At 38.5% G+C, this 22,310-nt stretch carries 28 protein-coding genes; 2 read left to right on the top strand and 26 right to left on the bottom strand.

The genetic code is table 11. From position 1 onward, the window contains the following. Positions 1-69 precede the first annotated feature (69 nt). The 3 genes from BLO53_RS05410 to BLO53_RS05400 are packed head-to-tail and all read right to left on the bottom strand — an operon-like array spanning position 70 to position 1,047. Positions 70-456: a hypothetical protein gene (locus BLO53_RS05410; RefSeq protein WP_092059506.1), complete on the bottom strand. Its 387-nt coding sequence runs from the start codon at positions 454-456 to the stop codon at positions 70-72. Then, the gene (locus BLO53_RS05405) at positions 446-760 is read right to left on the bottom strand and encodes a hypothetical protein (RefSeq protein ID WP_092059504.1); all 315 of its coding nucleotides are present in this window, start codon (positions 758-760) and stop codon (positions 446-448) included. The genes BLO53_RS05410 and BLO53_RS05405 overlap by 11 nt, the downstream gene beginning before the upstream one ends. Continuing rightward, on the bottom strand, positions 760-1,047 hold the full coding sequence (locus tag BLO53_RS05400; protein WP_092059502.1) for a helix-turn-helix domain-containing protein: 288 nt from the start codon (positions 1,045-1,047) through the stop codon (positions 760-762). Before BLO53_RS05400 ends, BLO53_RS05405 begins: the two co-directional genes overlap by 1 nt. A gap of 1,694 nt (positions 1,048-2,741) precedes the next feature. On the opposite strand from BLO53_RS05400, the gene BLO53_RS05390 reads away from it, so the two are divergent. Then, positions 2,742-3,428 carry a transposase gene (locus BLO53_RS05390; protein WP_176757176.1) on the top strand — a complete coding sequence of 229 codons (687 nt, stop codon included), beginning with the start codon at positions 2,742-2,744 and terminating at the stop codon, positions 3,426-3,428. After that, entirely contained in the window at positions 3,401-3,871 is a 471-nt protein-coding gene (locus BLO53_RS19980; RefSeq protein WP_176757175.1) for a transposase, read from the top strand. The genes BLO53_RS05390 and BLO53_RS19980 overlap by 28 nt, the downstream gene beginning before the upstream one ends. Positions 3,872-4,600: 729 nt before the next feature. Here the strand turns inward: BLO53_RS19980 and BLO53_RS05380 are convergent. The 23 genes from BLO53_RS05380 to BLO53_RS05265 all read right to left on the bottom strand — a co-directional run bounded on the left by BLO53_RS05380 (position 4,601) and on the right by BLO53_RS05265 (position 22,296). Next, on the bottom strand, positions 4,601-4,900 hold the full coding sequence (locus tag BLO53_RS05380) for a hypothetical protein (protein ID WP_092059494.1): 300 nt from the start codon (positions 4,898-4,900) through the stop codon (positions 4,601-4,603). A gap of 165 nt (positions 4,901-5,065) precedes the next feature. After that, a complete protein-coding gene (locus BLO53_RS05375; protein ID WP_092059579.1) occupies positions 5,066-5,812 on the bottom strand; it encodes a 5'-methylthioadenosine/adenosylhomocysteine nucleosidase in 747 nt (248 codons plus the stop codon). Between the two features lie 526 nt (positions 5,813-6,338). After that, a complete protein-coding gene (locus BLO53_RS05365; RefSeq protein ID WP_176757174.1) occupies positions 6,339-6,599 on the bottom strand; it encodes a hypothetical protein in 261 nt (86 codons plus the stop codon). Between the two features lie 139 nt (positions 6,600-6,738). Next, the gene (locus BLO53_RS05360) at positions 6,739-7,434 is read right to left on the bottom strand and encodes a DUF6796 family protein (RefSeq protein ID WP_092059488.1); all 696 of its coding nucleotides are present in this window, start codon (positions 7,432-7,434) and stop codon (positions 6,739-6,741) included. Beyond that, complete coding sequence (locus BLO53_RS05355; protein ID WP_092059486.1) at positions 7,431-8,105, bottom strand: DUF6796 family protein; 675 nt, start codon at positions 8,103-8,105, stop codon at positions 7,431-7,433. The genes BLO53_RS05360 and BLO53_RS05355 overlap by 4 nt, the downstream gene beginning before the upstream one ends. A 767-nt stretch (positions 8,106-8,872) precedes the next feature. Then, the gene (locus BLO53_RS05350) at positions 8,873-9,253 is read right to left on the bottom strand and encodes a hypothetical protein (protein WP_092059482.1); all 381 of its coding nucleotides are present in this window, start codon (positions 9,251-9,253) and stop codon (positions 8,873-8,875) included. 15 nt (positions 9,254-9,268) lie between these two features. Then, the gene (locus tag BLO53_RS05345; protein WP_092059480.1) at positions 9,269-10,009 is read right to left on the bottom strand and encodes an AlkZ-related protein; all 741 of its coding nucleotides are present in this window, start codon (positions 10,007-10,009) and stop codon (positions 9,269-9,271) included. A gap of 223 nt (positions 10,010-10,232) precedes the next feature. Continuing rightward, positions 10,233-10,466 carry a hypothetical protein gene (locus BLO53_RS05340; RefSeq protein WP_092059478.1) on the bottom strand — a complete coding sequence of 78 codons (234 nt, stop codon included), beginning with the start codon at positions 10,464-10,466 and terminating at the stop codon, positions 10,233-10,235. Beyond that, positions 10,467-10,844 carry a zinc ribbon domain-containing protein gene (locus BLO53_RS05335; RefSeq protein ID WP_092059476.1) on the bottom strand — a complete coding sequence of 126 codons (378 nt, stop codon included), beginning with the start codon at positions 10,842-10,844 and terminating at the stop codon, positions 10,467-10,469. 321 nt (positions 10,845-11,165) lie between these two features. Beyond that, positions 11,166-12,503, bottom strand: a complete 1,338-nt coding sequence (locus BLO53_RS05330; RefSeq protein ID WP_092059474.1) for an ATP-binding protein — start codon at positions 12,501-12,503, stop codon at positions 11,166-11,168. A gap of 347 nt (positions 12,504-12,850) precedes the next feature. Beyond that, positions 12,851-13,417 (bottom strand): DUF6985 domain-containing protein, encoded by a 567-nt coding sequence (locus BLO53_RS05325; protein ID WP_092059472.1) that lies wholly within the window; start codon positions 13,415-13,417, stop codon positions 12,851-12,853. 297 nt (positions 13,418-13,714) lie between these two features. After that, a complete protein-coding gene (locus BLO53_RS05315; protein ID WP_092059468.1) occupies positions 13,715-14,080 on the bottom strand; it encodes a hypothetical protein in 366 nt (121 codons plus the stop codon). A gap of 76 nt (positions 14,081-14,156) precedes the next feature. Then, on the bottom strand, positions 14,157-14,552 hold the full coding sequence (locus BLO53_RS05310; RefSeq protein ID WP_092059466.1) for a hypothetical protein: 396 nt from the start codon (positions 14,550-14,552) through the stop codon (positions 14,157-14,159). Positions 14,553-14,926: 374 nt separating this feature from the next. After that, on the bottom strand, positions 14,927-15,304 hold the full coding sequence (locus BLO53_RS05305; RefSeq protein ID WP_092059464.1) for a hypothetical protein: 378 nt from the start codon (positions 15,302-15,304) through the stop codon (positions 14,927-14,929). Then, on the bottom strand, positions 15,301-15,855 hold the full coding sequence (locus BLO53_RS05300) for an NUDIX hydrolase (protein WP_092059462.1): 555 nt from the start codon (positions 15,853-15,855) through the stop codon (positions 15,301-15,303). Before BLO53_RS05300 ends, BLO53_RS05305 begins: the two co-directional genes overlap by 4 nt. 15 nt (positions 15,856-15,870) lie before the next feature. Beyond that, the gene (locus BLO53_RS05295; protein WP_092059460.1) at positions 15,871-16,197 is read right to left on the bottom strand and encodes a hypothetical protein; all 327 of its coding nucleotides are present in this window, start codon (positions 16,195-16,197) and stop codon (positions 15,871-15,873) included. Between the two features lie 9 nt (positions 16,198-16,206). Further along, positions 16,207-16,341, bottom strand: coding sequence for a hypothetical protein (locus tag BLO53_RS19755; protein WP_255363878.1), 135 nt, complete (start codon positions 16,339-16,341; stop codon positions 16,207-16,209). Positions 16,342-16,405: 64 nt separating this feature from the next. Beyond that, complete coding sequence (locus BLO53_RS05290) at positions 16,406-17,029, bottom strand: hypothetical protein (protein WP_143003210.1); 624 nt, start codon at positions 17,027-17,029, stop codon at positions 16,406-16,408. Positions 17,030-17,152: 123 nt separating this feature from the next. After that, positions 17,153-17,896: a peroxide stress protein YaaA gene (gene yaaA, locus BLO53_RS05285; protein WP_092059456.1), complete on the bottom strand. Its 744-nt coding sequence runs from the start codon at positions 17,894-17,896 to the stop codon at positions 17,153-17,155. After that, on the bottom strand, positions 17,893-18,357 hold the full coding sequence (locus tag BLO53_RS05280; RefSeq protein ID WP_330388819.1) for a peroxiredoxin family protein: 465 nt from the start codon (positions 18,355-18,357) through the stop codon (positions 17,893-17,895). Before BLO53_RS05280 ends, yaaA begins: the two co-directional genes overlap by 4 nt. Before the next feature lie 23 nt (positions 18,358-18,380). Continuing rightward, positions 18,381-18,977 (bottom strand): class I SAM-dependent methyltransferase, encoded by a 597-nt coding sequence (locus tag BLO53_RS05275; protein WP_207648465.1) that lies wholly within the window; start codon positions 18,975-18,977, stop codon positions 18,381-18,383. Continuing rightward, positions 18,962-20,143, bottom strand: coding sequence for an HNH endonuclease domain-containing protein (locus tag BLO53_RS19115; protein WP_176757173.1), 1,182 nt, complete (start codon positions 20,141-20,143; stop codon positions 18,962-18,964). The genes BLO53_RS05275 and BLO53_RS19115 overlap by 16 nt, the downstream gene beginning before the upstream one ends. 14 nt (positions 20,144-20,157) lie before the next feature. Next, positions 20,158-22,296, bottom strand: coding sequence for a DNA/RNA helicase domain-containing protein (locus BLO53_RS05265; protein WP_092059454.1), 2,139 nt, complete (start codon positions 22,294-22,296; stop codon positions 20,158-20,160). Positions 22,297-22,310: the final 14 nt, after the last annotated feature.

Here is a 22,310-nt window from a genome sequence, read left to right as displayed (position 1 = left end):
AATCAGATTAAAATGGACGATGTGTGACCTGGCGTGACATTCCGTGACAATTCGTGACATTTTGTGACATCACTCTGGTTGAACTGCTTTTAATGTGCGACTGGGTTTAGTCAGAGCATCTTCTAATGACCACCCATTGCTTATACGATACTCGAAGAGCTTACGGTCTATTCCATAGCTCTTACACATCTGTGTCCTGCTTCTATAATACTTTCCATTATGATCCTGGCATCGGATACCACCATTATGTTTAACAGGGCGTGTTAGGGCTTCCTCTACCGTCATATGGTACACATTAATCCTACGGGTATATGTTTCGGGACTAATGCCATATACCAAGCACATATCTCTTATACTGCAATACTTATTTCCAAGATGATCCTCACAGGGCTTCTCTCGAACACACCATTTTGTCGGTGTAGTATCCTCATCATATATGATGCCACTATATTTCATAAAGAAACTCCTTCAACAGTTCTATGCCACCTATTCCCCAGGTCACAAGTGCCTCTGGAATAACGGCAACGCCTACCCCAGTAAGGAACATTTCAAGAATCCAATCAGATGTACCTGTCTTGGAGATTAGTTCAAAGACTGCACATACGACTAGCATAAATCCAAATATCTTCGTAACAAGCAACACCATCCCACCGAGGAAGCTAATTGATAGTTCTAATAAAGTAAGCACTGCCTGAACCGGAAGGAGTGCTACCTTCAACATAAAATGTAATACTGATTCAATCCCATCCAATACTGCCATTATAGATTCCCCCTTTCCTTTTCCCACATAACCTTATATGCAATCAAACGAAGAACATACTCTGGAACCTGTGTTGATGCAAGCTCCCAGTCTTCCATAGTACGATAAGGAACCCCAAGCCATTCAGAGAACTCCTTCTTATTCATACCAGCTTCCTTACGGATTCTAATAAAAGCATCTGCTGTAAGTCTCTTGCGCCTATCTGAATCCATCTTCTTCATATCAGTCTTCTCAATAAGCATTCCGTCAGCTATACCATCAATACCAATAATCTCAAAATCGCTCATATGACGCCTCCTATATGCGAATCTCGCATATATCTCAATAAAAATCTATAAAAAATAAACCGGCAAGAACAATAGTAAATACCACGTTCTTACCGGCTATATATGCGTTATTAAATTTATCATCAAGTAAATCCTTTGCTAATTTGGAGCTTGGTTGATTAGGTAACATCACCAGCGCAGCTTGTAACAATTCCAAAAACGAGTGCCATATCGAGTGCCACGCGAGTGCCATTTAATTATAAAATTCATGAATCTATATGAGATTTTATGTGAGGGGAACTTCCAAGGAATATTGATGCTATAGGGTTTTAGAGAGATTTATGAGGATGAATTAAGATTTATGAAAACCAGGGTAATAAAAATACCTAGTTTCATAATTTCTGTTTCTCCTTCAATTTTCCTTGATTTTGCGGGCTTTCTGAAACTCTCATTTTTACCGAGTGCCACATCGAGTGCCACGAATGATAAAATGCATCAAGTTTTATGTACTTTTATATTGCCAGCCTGCAAATCAATTTTTCTTATTTTTCCATCTCAGGGAGTTTCACATACAAATATTTATGCTCCACTCGATCATGAATCTCAAAAAACGAGTGCCATACCGAGTGCCACACGAGTGCCAATTTATTATGAAGTATATGGAAATATGTGAAGTTTTATGTGAGATGAATTTCTCTCAAATCCTGATTCCATGGGAGTTTAGAGACATTTGATGAGATACATTGAGTTATATGATAATGGACATGTGGTAATTATGCCTAATTTCATAATAAATATATCTCCTTCAAATTTCTTTGATTTTACTGGGTTTCTACGATATGCCTTTATGAACGAGTGCCACATTGAGTGCCACGAATCATTTCTGGCATTAAGTTTTATGCCACTTATATTTCAGCAACCAGCAAATCAATTCTCCGTTTTTTCACCATCTGCAAAATGTACATTTTTATTCATGTACTCACTGATATGTGATTCAAAATCGAGTGCCATATCGAGTGCCACGCGAGTGCCAATTTATTATGAGATACATGAATTTACATGAAGTTTTATGTGAGAGAAATTCCCTTGAAGCTCAGATTCTATGGGCTTTTAGAAGGATTTATGGAGAAGTATCAAGTTTTATGAAAAAAGGCTTCAAATAACGATTCCTAGTTTCATTTTCTATTTATCTCCTTCTAAAAATGCTTTATTTAAGCCATTTGTTATCTCAGCTTGTTTGACCGAGTGCCACGCCGGGCACCATTTTTGTATTAATTATGCGTTATGACACATTGTGACATAAAAATAGTCCTGACACAGCGAATATATATTACCATGTCAGGACAGATTTGTAAAAACATGCAGTAATGGACCTAGGGAATGGACCTAGGGGATGGGGTCAATGTCATTTAGATAAGGATTTCCCGTCCCAATCCTATAGTTACAATTAAATATATTACTGAAATCAGAGGTGAAATACCCTCTGATTTTTTTGCAGTTTTCTGCGAAAACTGCTTGACAAGTCAGCCAAAAAATGTTGCCGCGCCTTGATTATAAGACATTTTTACGGAGGTGCTGACATGTCATTTACTGTTACTGAAATACGTCAAAATCTATTCTCGGTGTTTTCATCCATATTGGAACGAAGGGATGAATTCTTAAAAAATCCATCTTCCGATTTTACCCGAAAAAAGAAGATATCGTTTGAGCAAACCATGCTGTTTCCTATGATTGCCGGTGCAGACAACGTTGCCACAGAATTACTCGACCTGTTCGGTGAAGAAGAGCTCCCTCTGCCTTCAGCAATGATTCAACGTCGCAATCAGATCAAAAAAGAAGCTTTCCAGGAACTGTTCTATCTGTTCAACAAACGCATTCCCAAAGAGAAAACTTTTCATGGATATCAGCTTGTTGCCTGCGATGGCACTCGGCTCAATCTTCCTTACAATCCTTCAGATTTAGGCAATCTCGTTGATAACATTGAGGGCCGAAAAGGATTCAATCAGATTCATATGAATGCACTTTATGATGTCATGAATGACATATTTATTGATATTGAGCTCCAAGGAATGCAGGAAATGAATGAAAGAGATGCGTTCTGCAAGTTTCTCGATAAGCATTCAGATGACATGCTAAAAACAATCTTCATCGCTGATCGTGGATATGCTTCTTTCAACATTTATGCACATGCAATCAATAATAATCAGTTTTTCTTGATTCGTATGAAGGAAAGCGATGCTCAGTCTCTTTGCCTTGACAACAAGCATTTGCTGGACAATTCCTTTGTTGATGAGAATGTAACAATTCATATCGGACGTAGACGTAAGAAGAATAATTGCGAATACGAAAACTATCAGAATATAGGACAAATAAAGTGGATTCTTTTAAGCTCCGTATACTAAAGTTTCCTCTCTCTACCGGCACTTTTGAATATATAGTAACCAATCTTCCTAATGATATGTTTTCACTAGATTCAATCAAAAAGCTTTACAACTTAAGATGGGGAAAAGAAACTGCTTTCCGTCACCTTAAATATGCTGGAAATATGGTTCATATCCACTCGATAAAATCTGATTTCCTGATACAGGAAATCTATGGAAAGCTAACTCTTTATAACTTTTCTTCATGTATCACAAAAGCCATAACCAAAAGGGACAACTTGAACACCGTCCACAAATATAACTTCAACCACACTCAAATGCAGAAGTTTGTGAGGCTTTACATTATAGGAGCAGTCAAAGATCTTGAGAAATTGATTAATAGATTCTTGGTGCCAGTCCGACCGGGGCGTAAATTCAAAAGAATTATACGCCGCCAATCAGCTAAACCGTTATCATACCGATAACCCAAAACAACTAAATACCTTTCAGTAGGCAGTCTCCCCAGACTGTCTGTTTGCCTTTTTCAAAAATAGAATTTTTGACCGTAAACCCGAGAACTGGTTGTATTGTGTTTGGAATTATCATGGCTTAAATGATACACTATTCTTAAGTTTTTTACTATCTAAATGACATTGGGACGGGGTTTGTGGTCCATTATATAGCTCAAAGCTCTGGTGTTTTAATCTTGTTTATATGAATCTACGTCTTACTACCACTTTCGTGTAAGCCACCTTTTTTCTTGACTTACATGAAATCCTGCCTCTTGATTACTTTCATGTAAGGCCACTTCAGTCCTCTCTTACACACAACTATATATATCTTCTATTTTCGTGTAAGAGCACCAGTTCTATGATACTTAACTTGCTTATATGAAACTACGCCTTACTACCACTTTCGTGTAAGCCGCCTAATTTTTTGGCTTACATGAAATTCTGCATCTAGGTCACTTTCGTACAATGGATCCAGAAATTCCATCTCTGAAAACTATGCTGATTCTCTCATTTCACCATTTAGGAGAATTTTTTTGCCACAACATCACCTTCATTCGTATATATAAGCAGATAAGAAAAACAACCATTTCACTTTACGTGGCTTACGCTTCACGAGCGGCAGGAATAGTTGTTAAGTGGTAAAAAAATAGCATCCACAGCAAAGGTGACGACGTTTCACCAGAGCCCAGGGATGCTATTTTTTTATTCTGATATGCGGATGTTGACCCCGTTAGAGTTCTCATACTTTCTGTGTTCGTTGATCTCCATTTTTCTGACGATCTCTGCACCTAAATCGATGTTGAGAATTTCAGCCATACCTAAAAGATATATCGCAACATCAGCCATTTCCTCGCCGACAGTAGGCAGTTTCTTTCGATATGCATCATACAGTTCTGCCAATTCACCATGTATAAGGCAAAACTCTTTTTCGATATTTGTTGTGTTAAAGCCTTTGCTGACCTTGTTCTGATATATTCTGCTCTGGATATCCTTTGTATTCACTATTTTAATCCTCACTTGTATTTTTGTAAGTATGCTCAATTGAGCGACACCTAAAATAAAAATGTGCTCCCATTGGACACTTCAGTGAGAGGTGTGGGAGCTTCTGTTGACTTTATTACAACAAAATAGGGCTCTTTTTCAATAGATTTTTTTGAGGATTATGCGTTACTTGTTTGTAACCATGTAATGCACGATGGATGCGCATCTTGCCGCTGCTTCTTTTTCAAAGGTTGGATAATCCACTGTGGCAGAGCCGTCCGCCTTATCTGAAATGGCTCTGATGATAACAAATGGTACATTGTTCTGGTAGCAGATCTGAGCTATTGCTCCGCCTTCCATCTCACAGCACAGTCCTCCAAACTCAGATGTTATATTCCTTTTTTGCTCATCTGATGAGATGAACTGATCTCCCGTGCAGACTCTGCCCTCAAAAACATTAACTTCCGGTGCACATTCTCTAATAGCGCTGACGGCATTTGCCATCATGGTCTCATCTGCCGGCAAAGAAACAGAGCCTATCCCATCAAGCTCTCCCTTTTGATTCCCTATGGCAGTCAGGTCAAAGTCGTGCTGCACCGCATCAGTTGATACCACAAAATCTCCAATGTCTATCGAGGCGTCCAGTGAACCTGCCACACCGGTATTAATAATCCTGTCCACACCAAAACTCGTAATAAGAACCTGAGCGCAAGCCCCCGCATTAACCTTACCGATTCCGCACTTAACGATAACTACATCCTCTCCGTCAAGATTTCCTTCATAGAACTCCATCCGGCCAATATCTGTTACCTTTACGTTTTTCAGTTCCTGCTTAAGGGTATCCACTTCCTCATCCATAGCTCCGATAATTCCGGTTTTTACCGATGACTTAGCCTTTTCCCCGCATCCTATGAGTATGCAACCAAGTACCATTGCAATTACTACAAACATCAGAGTAATACTTCTTTTTCTCAAATTTAATCACCTCGTTTCCATTATCATGGGCAGTCAGGCGGGACAGACCCCCTCTTCTATTATATTAGTACTTATCGGTAATTACCATGTTCATTTGTAGTACTCGCGCATGTTTTTCAGTTATTATCCTGACTTACGGTCCACTTAAAGAACGATGTTCTATATCCTGAGTTTTTATTAACCCTGTATACTTTGCCACAGGTCTTACACTTTACAATAGCATACTTAGAAAAATCAGCAAAATCACCCATACTATCTTAAGTATGGTCATACTCAAAGACAAAATACTCTGCAACTTTCTTAGATGTCCCGGCTCAGTTTCTTTTATTGCGCAAAGACCAAATGCCTCATCCGATTCTTTATCTGCAACAAAATAAGCATAATGATCTTTTTTGAAGCTCCATACTCCTGTGGCATCTGTCAATTGCATCTTCTTTTGCCTTACGAAGTACTATGTGTTCTCCTTCCAAAATATTCATTCAAGTCATCCCTCCAGATCTTCTTTAGTTATTTCTATAGAAGGATAATGCGATAATTCTGTAAGTTTCACATCCATAGGCACTTCATATTGCATATAGAAAACTTCAGGGTTTTCTTTCTGTAAAATTTCCAAGTGCTGTCTTACTTTGGTTTCATCAGCAGATGCATATACCACAGAAACCACCCCAACCTTATCCTTGTAATTCTTATTATTTGACTGCTCTACACTTCCAGATAAAATCAGCCATATCTTATTAGTATCCATAAATTCTAGCCTCCTACTGATTATCATTTCATGCCAAGCATAAATGGCACATACTTACTAAAAGAGTAAGCATATGCCATATGATATCACAGCTTTATAGGCTATTCTACAGCTTTTACGACTTATCACATTATGCCTTTTAAAGGTTGTTTTTATGATCTGCATCTTTACTGCCATGTTTTCTCCCGATTTCCAAATATACAAACAAAAACCAGATAATCATGCTCTCACTCATGAGTCCATTCGTAAAGGCTATACGAAAAGCGCTTTGTGGCATCAACATAGAAATTACCTTAAGAATCCCAAATATCAAAAGCACGTTGGTAAAAGCCATTCCTTTTTTAAACACTGTGTTACCGGTAATCTGAACATAAAACCAGTAAATAAAGACCGGTAGCATGATGCCTTCACTTACAGAAATCAGCCAAGCGAAGTTGGTAAACAGTGACTCACAAATCAGCAATGCATCATCTGAAAATCCGTTACTGTTAAGCCATGCAAACAGACTTAAGATCACCACATAGATCAGATGAAGCGCAATCCATGGTGTAAGTCCAAAAGCATTCAGATAATGATACACTTTTTTCTTCTTCTCATCTGTTATGTATTCTTGTACTGCAAAAAGAGCAGCACCATAGAGAATGACTCCCGGAAAGGCAAGCAGCATTGCCAGCTTGTATCTCCACTGAGGTATTGCAACCGTTCCAATCGTCAGCCATTCTAAATTTCCTTCAAATGTCGGATCTGCATACATCATTAGCCAATCCCCTCCGCCAAAGCAAAGGCAGCCAAGCAGTCCCAAGATGAGATTCAATTGTTTTTTTGTCAGCTTCATTTAATTGACCTTTTCTTATCTGTAAGAGATAGTGCACAAACCAAATACAACATGAGCCAACCCAGTGATTCTGTCCCAGAGTCCAGACCTTCTGATATCAAATTAAGTAAGTTTCCGAAAAGTACTCCAAAAACAGGGCAACATATGATCATCCATTTTTTAACAGGAAGCATACCCTTAATAATCATTCCAATCCATCCTATAGTCACAAACAGATCGCAGACCACAAAACCGGCCAGCAATGGAATCAGCTCACTTTTCAAAACCCTGATCGCCATGCCGACAGATGCTTCAATATCGCCCGTTGCTTCCATTCCTGCATTAAAAACAACCGGCAAGATGCATATGCCTATATGAATGAAGGCAAAATACAAAATTCCTCCCCAGTTGGCAACCTTGAAAAGCTTGTATAGTTTGGAATCCTTTAAATTATATTCTTTCTCCATAACCCTCATTAGTTCTGTTGCAGCATAGGCAAACATCGCTGCACACAAAAACCCGAGGATTGATGATACTGCATATCTCCAATCAGGAACCACATTCCAGGATATACCCATATAGGCATCCGGATCTGATGTTGTGCCAATTGTACCGTATCCAAGCAGATAGTCCCCAATAATAGCAAGTACCATTGCATAACACCCAAATAATATTCTTTGTTTTGACTTCATAACTTGCCTCCCTAAGAGCATATTAAATCAGTGTACATAGTCATTATAACTCTTTTTGTTAGTCATTGCTAACTACAATTTCACTTTACGTGGCTTATGCTTCACGAGCGGCAGGAATAGTTTTTATTCAGATACATCTTTTAAAGAATTCCAGTTATCATCACTATCATTCATTCCATAATGTAACATCGTCGTAAGAAGAAATTGGATATTGTTGGCATTGAAATTGACTTATCGCCACTACTATTAAAGCAATCTCTATTTTAGAAAATTGGTACTAGTCCCTTTTTTCTAAATAATCGAATATAAATGACATAATAATAGACCAGTACGAATCTGGATTTGTTTATTTCATCAGATCAGCAATTTTTTATTCTTTAATCTTGTTTATATGAAACTACGTCTTACTACCACTTTCGTGTAAGCCACCTATTTTCTTGACTTACATGAAATCATGCCTCTTGATTACTTTCATGTAAAGCCACTTCAGTCCTCTCTTACACACAACTATATATGTCTTCTATTTTCGTGTAAGAGCACCAGTTCTATGATACTTAACTTGCTTATATGAATCTACGCCTTTCAGCTACTTTCGTGTAAAGCTTCCACTCCTTCTCTTTTATACTTGCTTATATGAATTTATGCCTACATGTTGCTTTCGTGTAAGCCGCCTAATTTTTTGGCTTACATGAAATTCTACTTCTAGGTCACTTTCGTACAATGGACCCAGAAATTCCATCTCTGAAAACTATGCTGATTCTCTCATTTCACCATTTAAGAAAATTATTTTTGCCACAACATCTATCCTTTACCACCACTACAACAGTTCCAACTGCAGCGACAGCAAATGAAATAAATCCATAAACTATCATAAGCGCCGCACCAAAAATCGGAGTCTCAGGATCAGCACTGACAAAATAATAGTCATAATATGTGTAAAGAATCATTCCCACAACGGTAGATGCTACAAGCATCAGCGATGAAATCACATACTCTTTCATGCCTTTAGCATGGAACATATTCATAAATCCGAGGGCTACAATAATTATCAGTAAATACCTGCTGATCAGTGTTCCTCTCAGTTTATCAACTATGAAGAACATAATAAGCGGTATCAGATTAAGCCATTTTATATATTTCGTCTCCATCAAATTAATACTCCATTACATTTTAATTCCAATGACACGGCGCATCTGCTCAGGTGTGGTAACAGGGTAAACATCCATGACATGCCTTGCTATCCTCTTGGCAGATTCAGTCGGAGACTCTGAATAAGCAGATCTCACATAATCAAAGCCCCATAAATGCTCAGGTGTGGCGTATATAGCAATAGGCCAGCCGTAAGCTTCGCCTTTCTTGTTCTTGCGCTGCCTGAAATCCCGCACGCACAGATACATCTGCATCTGTAAGCCTGTCATAATTCCGTCAAAGCCTTTGGCTCCATCTTTTCCAAATCCCGCTTTCTCCTTGAGCTCATTGGAATAGTATTCCTCATCAATTAGATCCTCTAAAAAGAGATCCATTATCTTCTTCTGTCTTGCAGAGGCCTTGCCATCTTCGTAGAGCGCATCAAAGTCATACCCGTCCCTTCGGTAATTCACAAAGTATGGCAGCCACTCTTTAGATATGAACCCAGCCTTCTTCTCAAAGAACTTGCCATAAGCCACTTCTCCGCTCCTGGCGATAATCTCACGCCACTCCCATGGGTCCACCTCCGGATCACCGCACCACCAGTACTCAGGAACAGTGCGCTCCTCCAGCGAAAATCCCGGGATATCATTCTTAAAAAGCGGAAGAAATCCCACCTCATTTATATAGTTAATTGCATCCTGGACTGTATGCAGGCATTCAGGGTCATCCCACTCCACGCCGTACATTATCCAAGTTCCGTTTTCATTTCCCATTGTCTGTCCTACTCATCTTTTCATCTCATCCAATTATATAAAAAAAAGAACTCTGGCGCTATATGAGTCACCAAAGTCCATCTATGTTTACCCCCTTTTATAAGCGGGTTGTTGAAGGGAGGAAGGCTGTGAACAATTTGGCACAGCCTTATGTGTTATGAAAAAGTGTGTGGGGATCAAGAAGTTTTGTTCTTCTTGATGTATTCATGATATGATCCGAACCTTAAAACTCCCTTAAAACTTTTTGAAGAAAATGTGTAGTGGCACCAGTCGCTGTCACCTCTAATGGCCACGTAGAGCCAACATTTAATCCATTCTCTGTAAGCCAGTCATCTTCCACTGACACAAACTTCTCATTACCAGCAACATCCACAAGCATTACTGAAACCTTTGGTTTCTCCCCTGGCTGCAGTTCTTCACAGCCATAATCTCCGTCAAAAATCTGCTTTATCCACATTTAAAACCTCACTCCGCACTTAGGGCAAAATTCAAAGTCCTCAGTAGTCTCGTACCCGCACTGTCTGCATCTCTTGTAACCTGTGGTAAAACCTCTTCCACTGCTCACCTGCGTCAAGTGACTTGGCAAAATCTCCACCTCTTCACCCCTGGCAATTGCCTTTCCTATCTCCGGATCAAGCTCATACACTGTTCCACAGCAGCTGGTCTGCACGTAGTAATGCTTGTTCCACTTGATGGTTGGAATAAAGAAAAGAGATAACACCGTATATGTCATAAACACATTGAAACGTCCGTATTTTCCGCAGATGGCGCAAGTAATCAACTGGTTAAAAGAAAAGTCTTTCCTGCCATCTGAAATTCCCATGATAAAAAACATTTTGTAGCCTCCTTAATACCGCCCCTAGTTAATCATATCACCATCTTTTTCAATTACATTCACAAAAATTAAATTTTTTTGCCACACCATTTCCATCATTCGTATAAATAAGCAGAACATAAAAAACACCGCAGTCCAAGTAGCTTACGCTTTACAAAAGGCCAGCAGTGTTTGACAGATATCATCTCAGTGAAAGTAGCGATGCTTTACCGTAGCATAGAGGTGGACCTGCAGTTCTTATGAGAAAAAAAGATACTGGGAGCTGCTTTTGCCTAGCTCAGAGGTATCAAAAAAGATATCTACAGCGAGAATAGCGTTCTGCTATATTTCTTTTTTCTTCAAATACTCTTTAATTTTAAAGGCGCAAAAATATGGAAATGTATAAATATTGCTTGCATGACCAACATTGAAATCACCAAGCTTTATTCCATAAGAGATATCGCCATAGTTCTTATTTTTTATCAATGTAGACAATGATTTTGACTGATCATTATTAGACTTGACCTCAACAGGTATCAAATCATTTTGTGTTCTTACAAAGAAATCTTCCTCAAGTGTAGAATTTTCCTTCTTGTAATAGAATAATCCAAGCCCCTGCTTCACAAATGCCTCAGCAACAAAGTTCTCATAAAGCGCGCCTTTATACACTCCGAGATTCTTGTTAACTCTTAAATCCTCCTGTGCCTCCTCATCTAGCGCAGAAACCAATAATCCAGTGTCCGGATAATACAGTTTATACTTACTCTCCTCAACATTTCCTTTGAGTGGCAATTCAGGAAACTGCAAGCAATTACATTCTGTAATAACACCTGCATCGATGAGCCATTCAATGCATCCGGTATATTCCCTAGACCTTGCATTCTTCTCAATTTTATTAAACTGGAACTTTTTATTCTCTTTGGCAAGCTGCGCAGGGATGCTTCTGTACACACTAATAATTTTTGTCTGATCAAGACTTTCTGCGTATTTTCTCACATCTTCTTCGTAATCAAGCCTAATTTGCTCCTGTACATCCAACGTACCAGAAAAAGTACCTGTTTCAATATAAAGTTTAACTACGTCTGGCATTCCGCCCAACACACAATAATCTAAGAATAGGCTCTTAAAAATCGCCAGTTCATTTTCATTAAAAGGCATATTTTCTATCATATGCATTAAGATAGAATCAATCTGCTCCTGACTATACCCTTTTGCCCAAAGAAACTCCTCGAAATCCATCGAATGCATTTCATAATCAGTCTTTGCTCCAACACTATTACTGTGAATCTTTTTATAATTAATCCCAAGCATTGAACCACTACAAATAACATCATATTTTCCATCTATCTTAAAAGCCTTAAGGGTTGTAGCCACATCCGGATTCTCTTGTATTTCATCAAAAAGAATAATAGTTTTGCCAGAAATGAATCTAAAAGATGGATCTGCCAAAGAAATATTCTTGATAACACTTTCTACATCATACCCATCAGCTAGTATATGCATGAATTTTTTCTCTAGGGCGAAATTGATATACACAACATTTTCGTAGTTCTCCTTAGCAAAATGCATGATAGATTCTGTCTTACCAATTTGTCTCGCACCTTTTACTATAAGAGGCTTGTGTGCTGTATCTGCTTTCCAATTTTTTAAATACTCATCAATCTTTCTTCTGTAATACATTTATCTACCTCCAAACATATATTATCACAAAATATGAGGCACTTTCAATTTATCTCTCACATTTTATGAGCCACTTTATTTTATCCACTCACATTTTATTAAAAGGCTCTTATCAAGTGTTATCCATGAATTTCCAATAAAAAAAGAGAATCAGCTCCAAATCCATCTCTGAATTCTTTGCTGATTCTCTCTTTTTCTTTCTTGCGATTGTAGGCCTTTGCGTTCGGAACGCTCCTTGTTACTGGATTAAGATCTCCCCAGGTTCGTCTCTGTTTGTGTAGTGATACCAGTCACTATGAAGAAAAAGTTCGCACTGACTGGCACTGCTATCTGCTTATTTAAAAGTTTCAAGCATCCTTATCCACGTAGTTAGTGTTCATGTCTTTGTCTGGATCATAATATCCATACTTTTCGATTATATACGCCAATCTGCTTGTGTTAGGACCATAGTCTTCAAATGCACCTACATACAGTATCTTTCCATCAGATATGGTGATCTCAAGGCCATGCTCAACTTCCCATTTGCATCCACCTTCTATATGGAACTCAACTCTATCCCGGCGGCAATGATCATCAACTATCACAGACTTTATCCTGATAAATTTTAGGACAGATCCTTCGTTTACTGTTCCCATGTCAGCCTTCTGTTCATCATCTAAAAACTGCTCAAAATCCTTATAATACCTTACAAGATATTTGCAGAGTCTTTTCTCTACTTCCAAAGGCATACTATCAAGATAATCCAGACATCCTAGCGCATAAGATATCTGCTCTTCTGATCTGCACACCAGCCTAAAGTCTTCACCCCATTTTTTTGATGTGGTAATAGCTGTTATTAGTCCTGAACCAGACTCTTTGATCTCCTTGATAATATAACCATCACTTTTTTTCTTTCCAAAAGAAAACAATCCCATCTGTTCACCCCATTACCTTTAATGTGACTGGCACTTTTATCCTAGCCTTCAGCTACGATTGTATAAGTCCTGCCCTCTATCTCAACATCCGCAAAATGCGTTGCGTCCCATACTTCCCATTCTACGGTAAAAGAGCTATCGCTAGTCCACTCAATATCATAATCGGTATTGTACCTGCCATGTATATCTTTAACTTCAACTGCCTTTTTAGAGGGCTTATTTCCTTCTGCTGAATACTCTTTTCCATCTTCGGCAAATCAAAGAAAATGAGAGGCCGCAAGTTCTTGAATAACCTTGTCAAAATACTCTCGAAATCTTTGCAGATAGTAGCATAGCTCCAACAAAAAGGATGATTCCAGGAGAATCGTGAGCAATAAGTGCCACAGCAAATAGTATTCCTATAGCGATTAGATTTCTTCTAGCCTCATCGCGCTTAACATCTTTTCTTAACTTATCAAAATCAATTTCATGATAGGTATCATTTGAAGAACGATATCCAGCACTTCTTCTACAAGATAATCCATAATCATCGTCCTCATCAAATCCAGTTGAGATGCCGTTATGATCCCCATAATATGTATCTTCGATAAACGAAGCTTCAGCACTATCAATTTTCCCGTCATGATCCAGGTCAAAAGAACTATTATTAAACTCATCATACATAATAAATCCCTCGCAAATAAAAAGAGGAATAGCTATTTTTTATGCCATTCCCCAGTTGCCTTAATCTATCTTAGTTTTAGTCGTCGTAATCATTCCAGTAATCTACTGCAGCGTCGTAAGCCTCGTCTTCATCCTCGTAGTCATCTTCGTAATCGTAGAACTCTTCGTACTTATCATCTGCGAAGTCCTGAGCTGATTTATAATTCTTAGCTCCGTAGTAATCGCTGCTGCTCTTCTTGCCACTCTTCTTGGTTGTACTCTTTGAAGAACTGCTACTCTTCTTACTTGTGCTCTTAGATGATTTGCTCTTACTGGAAGAACTACTTGTTTTTTTCTTAGATTTACTTGAACTGCTCTTTGTTGTATATGAAGTTTTAGTCTTACTGGATGCCTCTACAGTTATAGGTGATACACCTGCTGCCGTCAACATCACTACCATCGCCATCAGTAAACCAAATATTGCCTTTTTCATGGTTATTTCTCCTTCTTTGTGAGGTTGTGCTATTGTAAATCAATCATAAAGCACAACCGCGTTTTCAAAAATAATTACTTTTGTGATTTCAGATGAGTTATTTTTCTATTTCCGTGAAATAACTTTCTGTCCTCACATTTACCTTACATTTACATCCTACACGATAAGGTGGGTGATAAAACTCCCTCTATCCGCGAGGCCAGTCTGCAGCAAAGTTCATAACTATAACAAAAAAAGCTGGCCAATAAGCCAGCTAAAAGTATCTTTTATGATATGTTCAAACATGTCAGCATCTGTTATAGTGATCAGAGACAGTCGAGAGCCTGGGATCTATTCTAGATGTGATCCCCTAACCGAGCCAAACGGCTGTCTTTTTAATTTGTTTTATTTATCGTCTTAACATAATGTGTTGCATACAGCTTCTCTATGTATTCATTTCCGTTTTTGCTGAATCTTAACTGCACTGTGGATTTGTTTTTCCTTCCCCACTGCTTATAAAAAGTAAACCTTGGTTTCAGATTGTTCTTCCCAGCGTAGCTCTTCATTTCTTCAAGAACACCTGCTAACTTTTTTAGGTTGATCTTACAAACTTTTTCAAGATACGGAATCTGGCCATTACGCCATCTCTCATAATTCTCTTTTGACAGGATATCCAGATCCATAAGAGTCTGTACTGCTGTAGCGTAGCCTGTATTATTTACCTGCTGACACATAGAGCTGTTTACTCTGCTAATAAGTTGTGACTGATTCATTGTTTTTCACCAAGATACTTCATAAGAGTTTCAAACCCCTCCATTGGAACACAGAATGTTCCATCTCTGTAAATGCATCCCTCATGAACTGCGTTTATGTCAAACCATCTGACCTCATCAACCTCTTCCTTTTGAAGAACGAGGCTGTCAATATCTACCGGCTTTTCATACACATAAACAAAAGCCACTTCATTGTCATTAAAGAGTTTTCCGTGGAACTCCATCTCATATTTGATGTGGAACTTCCCAACAAAAGAAAGATCTCCTTCATTTGCTCTTATCCCTAGTTCCTCATGAAGCTCTCTCTGAGCTGATTCAAGCGGATCATCACCTGCCTGAATATGTCCCGCAGAAGAAGTATCAAACATCCCGGGAAAAGACTCTTTTTCAGCACTTCGCTTCTGAAGAAGCACTTGATAGGCATCTTCATCTTTTCTTACTATCCATATATGTGCAGTTCTGTGAGGAATACCCTTTTCATGGGCTTCGCTCCTACTTACAATTCCCCCTGTAGGTATTCCATTGTCGTCTGTTATATCAAAATATTCCATTAGTCTCTCTTTCTGCTACAAATGTATGTTTCTGAATACCATGAAACTTTCCAGTTCCTCTGGTATGGATAAGTCATATGTACCATCACCTATTATCGTTTCGATATTACCCCATTTATCCCTGAGGCAGATACCATCCACGGATTCAGTCTGATATAACTCTTCCAAAGATGGATAAACATATTCTCCACTTCCATCATTTGCACCACTCCTTTGGAAAGATACATGATCATCATACTTTATAATCATGTATGTCTTCGTTTGATTCATGAAGTATATCTCAAACTCAGGCTCCCCCTGCGCTGCATCATATATACTTGTGAACTCTTCAAAGCTTAGCATTATATATCCTCACTGGAAAATATCATTGACCGCCAATTGATCTGCAATTGACTTTTCCATTTTTTTAACATCTTCATCATCCTTATACGGATGCAAAATAGCTTTCAGAATCCTTGTATTGCCTACTACTCCGGCAGATGCCATGGTTCATACTCCTTTATGTAATCAAGTACTTTCTTGGTGTTGCCGTGGGGCTTGCTGTAATATGCTATTGCTGTCTTTCCCATTCAAAAAATCTCCCTAATATTTCTTTCTCTTTGTTTCCATACATAGCTGGTGCTGGATTCCACAGTAATGCCTTATTGTCATAAGCATACTTAACCTCAGCGTAATTAACACAATTATAGCCACCTATATCCAATGCCTCAACGTAGTTTTCAACATGGATTTCGACCCAAATGAACTCTTGAAAAAGTTCATTACATTTCCGATACTTGCAACTGTTTTTGTCAGAATATGTATAAAAACTATAGAGATTAACCCCTTTATGAAACGCCCCTGTTTTTCCAACCTCAAAAGGAACAGAAGCCATCAGTCTTATTATTTCACATATCTCATTTATGATATTGTTGCTACTCCCTACCTCTACACATATCCATTTTTCCTTATCCACCTTCCCCCAAAGGCTCCATAGTTGCTTATGCTCTTTTTCATATTTGAATGTAGAATGCCTTCTAACATCACCTATAATCTTTAGAACCCCAGGTTGCTCAATTTTCCCTCTATGTCTAGCAATTTCACAATATCTCTCGGGATTATGTTCTATTTCCTTTAAAATATCTTTATCTATGTTCATGGCGATAATCTTATTAAGATCAGTAATCTCCACCATCAGTTTCATCCACCTTCACATCTAATATTGCTTCCTCAACAACTTTTACGCATTCTTCAGCATGTTTCTTAATATCGGTTCCCCAAAATCTAATAAACTATCCATGTCTAAACAAAAGGAAATCTAGCTATGTTCAAACACTATCTGTGTGGCATTGGAAAGATTTTCTCTGTAAACATAGCCTAGCCTGTCAAAAGATCTGATGTCGTCCGGGTCCTCTATCTGATGCTCTGCCATATACCTGACCATTTCACCTCTAGCCATTTTTGCATACGTTCCTTTGGTAACAAATTTACCCTTTTCCATCTCACCAAAAACAACTGTTACATAGTGGTCTTCGGGTGTTAGATACTTCTCTATACATTTAGAGTATTCCTTGGAAGCAAGATTTACTATTACTCCAGAGTCGTCCCTTACCTCTTTGTACAGTGAAGAGCCCCAAAATTCATATAAGTCCTTGGCCCCATTTATTACTGCTTTTGCCTGCATTTCAAGCCTATATGGCGTAACCCCGTCCATAGGTTTTAATACTCCGTAAAACCCCGACAGAATTCTCAGATGTTCCTGAACATAGTCAAAAGAACTGTTCTCAAAAACAGACGGAGCCATATATTGAAATGCAATTCCCTCGTAAGAAATGATCGCCGGAGTCAGCCTTTTATAAATGTCCATTTCTTTAACGCGCTTAAAATTCTGCTCCGCAATCTTGTCATTACAATTCCATAGCCTCTGCAAATCTGCATACGACTGTATTCTAAGCCAATCAAGGATTTCTTTGGTTTGATTCAAAAAGACCGGCAATCCTTGGTGCTCAAGAGTATCAGTATCGATGTTCATTTTCTTTGCAGGAGATAAAATGATCCTCATGACAATTCACCCAGCATCTTCTCGGCATCATCTGCGGCTTTGACCTTATCATTTGCTCTGATGATCATACCCTCTTCATCAATCAAGTATGTCGTTCTGACTACACCCATGGATGTTTTTCCATAGTTTTTCTTCTCTTTCCAAACATCGTAGGCTTCTATCACCTTGCGCTCAGGATCAGCAAGCAGGGTGAACGCAAGTCCGTAGTTTTTTTCAAACTTCTTGTGTGATGCCACTGTGTCTTTGCTTACTCCAAGAACAACTGCACCTTTTTCAGTAAATTGAGGACATTCCTCTTCAAGATGTTGCTTAGTCCTGCGAACTCCATCAAGAGTCTCTCCAACATAAGCATCTGTGTCATTGTGCATAATATATACTATTGGCCAGTTGGTGGCATATTGCCAATAGCTCATTACTCTCATCTCAGTACTTGAATAGTTAAACTCTTTAATAGTAATCATATATCCTCACTCTTACTACATGCTCAATGAATAATTCCAATTACATTAACCCACATCTCATTTTCTCTACCGGGTCTGTTATCATTACCGACCTCATTATATATAATGCTAAATCCAGCGTTCTCAAAAAGTGGAATAATACTTTTTTCGTTGAAGTCGCTGAATCTACGCTCACCACGCATCTTTATTCCATCACCATACTTGAATGATGCATACATAACGCCACCACTTTTAAGCGCTTCCTTCATCTTCATTAAAATGCCCGGTAACTCCTCCATCGGTACATGCAGAAGCGATGCGCTTGCCCAGATTCCATCAAACTCATCTTTATATGTCAAATCTTGAAACAGCATGTTGATAACTTCTTGACCGATGTACTCAGAAGCTCTTTTGCACATCTCTTCTGATGCGTCAAATGCTATTACATCAAATCCTTTTTCCAAGAATGCCTTGCTATCTCTTCCACTTCCACATCCTGCATCGAGTATTTTTCCTCCAGCCGGGAGATAGGATATAAATCTGTCCCTTTCAGATGACATGTCTGCATTAACACTTCCCTCAAAAAAGGAATCAGCATTCTTGTTATAGTACTCTATGTTTTTATTTATGTAATCTTCCATAGCTCATATCCTTGTCTACGAGCAGAGTCGTACACTGGTCTCATATTCTTTTCCAGAATATGCTCAAACTCCTCACTGGTATTTCCTGGTCTGTACAGTTCCTGATTAGCCCAGATAGAATGTATATTATCCTTGTAGCACGCTTCAAACAGTTTATGTACAGCTGGGCGATTTGTATCATTTATCATTTTGTAAAGTTTAAACTGGTTGTTGGCAAACCTTATGAAAAAAGGATCCCACTCAGGAAGCTTGTTACTCTTAGACGAATTTAACGATGAATCCATTGGCATCAGATTCCATAGCTCATCATTCATGACAAAAGACCATGGAATGAAGTGATCTACATCATACTGCTTAATATCAATTTGTTTTCCAGTAAATACATCTGCGACTGGTTCTAAGCTGAGAACTGCATTCCACAATTTTCTTACTGCATTGAGCTTACGCATTTTCTCATCCATTGGGGCTAGCTTGTACACAAGTCCCGGGACTTCTGGATTATTATTCTGAAGCCATTTTACTTTTTCAAACTGTATCCACCCAAGTATTGATACCGTATTATCCTGTATCATCTTGATCCATGACGGATTGAAATATATTTCTTTATTCAACTTACTACTGTTTCCAAGAGTGTAAGGCAGAATGTTGACCTTGTTAACACGCTCAATATATGAAATCATTCTGCGAGTGCTTTCCCAATCTGCCGTTTCATCAAACTTATTAAAGAATCCGGCCAGAGCCCTGTATGGAACCATATTGGTAAGCTGTTCTTTTTCAGCTTTTAGCTCTTTATCGAATTCCTTTATTTTATTCTTTATCTCAACTTTTGAAGCATTGGCGGAAAGTCCGCTGATATCACTAAGTTTTAGGACTGTTCTCTCAAGACCGTCCTTTACTTCGCCTAATACTATTCCACTAAGATGGATATGGAACTCCAACACTGAGTACCAGGCATTGGCAATCATCTCGTTTATTACTTCATTAAAAGTTGTTTCTGTTATGCCTTCAGAGATTAGATCAACAATTGCTTCCAGCCAATAAAACTTGTAACAGAAAGAAGGATTCTTCATCATAAGAGAGAAGCCTTCTATGTCCAAATGGTTATAGTAGTCTCCCTCTATTTTTAGGCCGTATTCAATTTTGCCGTTGAGATTATATTCAGCCATTTAATATTCCAATCCTATATTTCTTCAAACCCGATGCTCTTTAGATATTGATAGGTTCCATCATAGTACTCTGGAAGACGTGTTTCATCCTCCCAGAATCCTGTAGTTGTCTTATGTGAATTGCCTGCTGGAACACAAATGATCATTCCTGATCTAGCTCTGGTGAGCAGGACTCTGTAAGCATTTAACATATACTTAATTTGCTCTTGCCGACTCTCCGAGTTGGCTACAAGTTCATTCCACTTATCTCTTCCGTTAAATTTGTAATAATGCCATTTACCGCCTTCATATCTCATATCTGCATCCCATAACAGGCAGGTATAATCAAGTTCCAATCCTTGAACTTGTATCTCAGTTGCAGCATCTTCCAGGTAATTTGATGACCTTGTATCAGCTTTATCTTCAAGGAACCAATGTACTGCATTCTCAACATCAGATTGAAGAACATGAATTCCTAGTGGTTTAAATCTGGCAGATTCTTTGGTAATCAGGACACCTGTTCTTTCAGTTCCTCGCACATTATCGTGCAGCCATCTTTTTGCCACTTCCATATCTCTGGTTAATAGAATAGGATACTTTTCTTTTATCTCAGAATAAATTGACGCCGCATCAGAATCCAATGAAAGAAGCGCATGAACCATGGCGGAAAGTTTCTCAGCCCTAAAGGATCTAAGTGATACGCCTAAATGAAGATCCTCAGAATATGTAACATTTTTATTATCTTTCAATAATTCATTTACCTTGCCCTCCGCATATTCTGGCTCAGTAAGCTGTGGAGAAATGTACACCTTCCAATGTGTAAAGGTTTCATTTAAAGACTTGATCCATTCTGAAATACCGGCTTCACCAGTGTTTATTTCCTGTCCACCACCAACAAGGCACACTATGGTAGCCCAATCTTCTCTCTGATCAAGTGACCATATCAGGAAAGAAGCTTCAGACATAGGAAAATTAGGAACTTTCAGCTTGTTACCATAAGTTCCTCCACGTTTTAAATAATCTGCAAGTCTTTTGTGTGTCCAAGAGCGCTGAGCTTCATCAAAAATCGCAACATGCTCAACTTCACCATATCCAGCCTCTTGCATCTTTACAGCCTTAGTTGGGTCTATTTCAAGAATACCATTTTCAACCGGATTCTTGATCTTAGCTAACATGTTATCTCTATAACGATGGATAATCTGAATGAATTTACCCACCTCACGTCTGGAATCAGAAAGCTTCTTCGCTTCTCCTCTATCTTTGCACTTCTGAAAATTGTCCTTGGCAAGAGCTTCGTTTAAAACCGCTACTAATGGACCATTTCCAGATAAATATACGGCGCCTTCATCATCTATAGGTTTATCAGTTCCTTGATATGTCTGCTTAACAGCCACATCAAGACCAACTAAAGTCTTACCCGCACCAGGTACTCCTGTCACAAAGCAAATACTCTTTTCGCCGTCTCTTTTGCTCTTTTTTATAATATCCAAAATATAAGAAATAGTGCGATCTGTAGTCACTTTGTCAGCTTCATGTCTTGTTATATCTTCAACAGAGTGGCTTTCATAGAGCGCTTTTGCAGCTTCTATAATTGTAGGCGTTGGAGCATAAGGACTTATTATCCAGTTAGAATCAATTTCCATTTCATTTGGGAATCGATGAAGCACTTCCTCAATCAGAGTTGAAATGCCTCCCTCGCCTGTCACAAGCGGATTAACAACTCTGTCATCATAAACAGAAGGCTGTATTACAGAAGATGTTCTCTTATGCTTTGTAGCTATGAGAATCGGTACGATTAATTTATCATGGCTATACTTATGAAAGTTTTTCAGATCCAGCGCATAATCCAACACCTGATCTACATCACTTTCATTTATATTACTCTCGCCTACTTTAAACTCCAGGCAAAAAATAATACCTTTGAGTAGTAGTACCACATCCAGTCTTTTTCCCAATCGCGGAATATCATATTCGAAGATTATTCGGCCGTTGCTTTCCTTCCATGGAATGAGCGCATTCTGCAATATCTCAATTTCCCCCATCCATGCCATTCTTGTGGTGGTAAGCGCATCACCATGATATCTATCACACAACACACCAAATATAGATTCTTTATCTTTGGCCAAAAACACCTTAATATCACTGTCATATAAACAACGATTATTATGTCCCATAGAAGCTCATCTCC

This window comes from Butyrivibrio sp. INlla14, assembly GCF_900102515.1.
Lineage (GTDB): Bacteria > Bacillota > Clostridia > Lachnospirales > Lachnospiraceae > Butyrivibrio.
The sequence above is the reverse complement of the archived record's forward strand: the minus strand, read 5'-3'. Positions and strand labels throughout refer to the sequence as shown.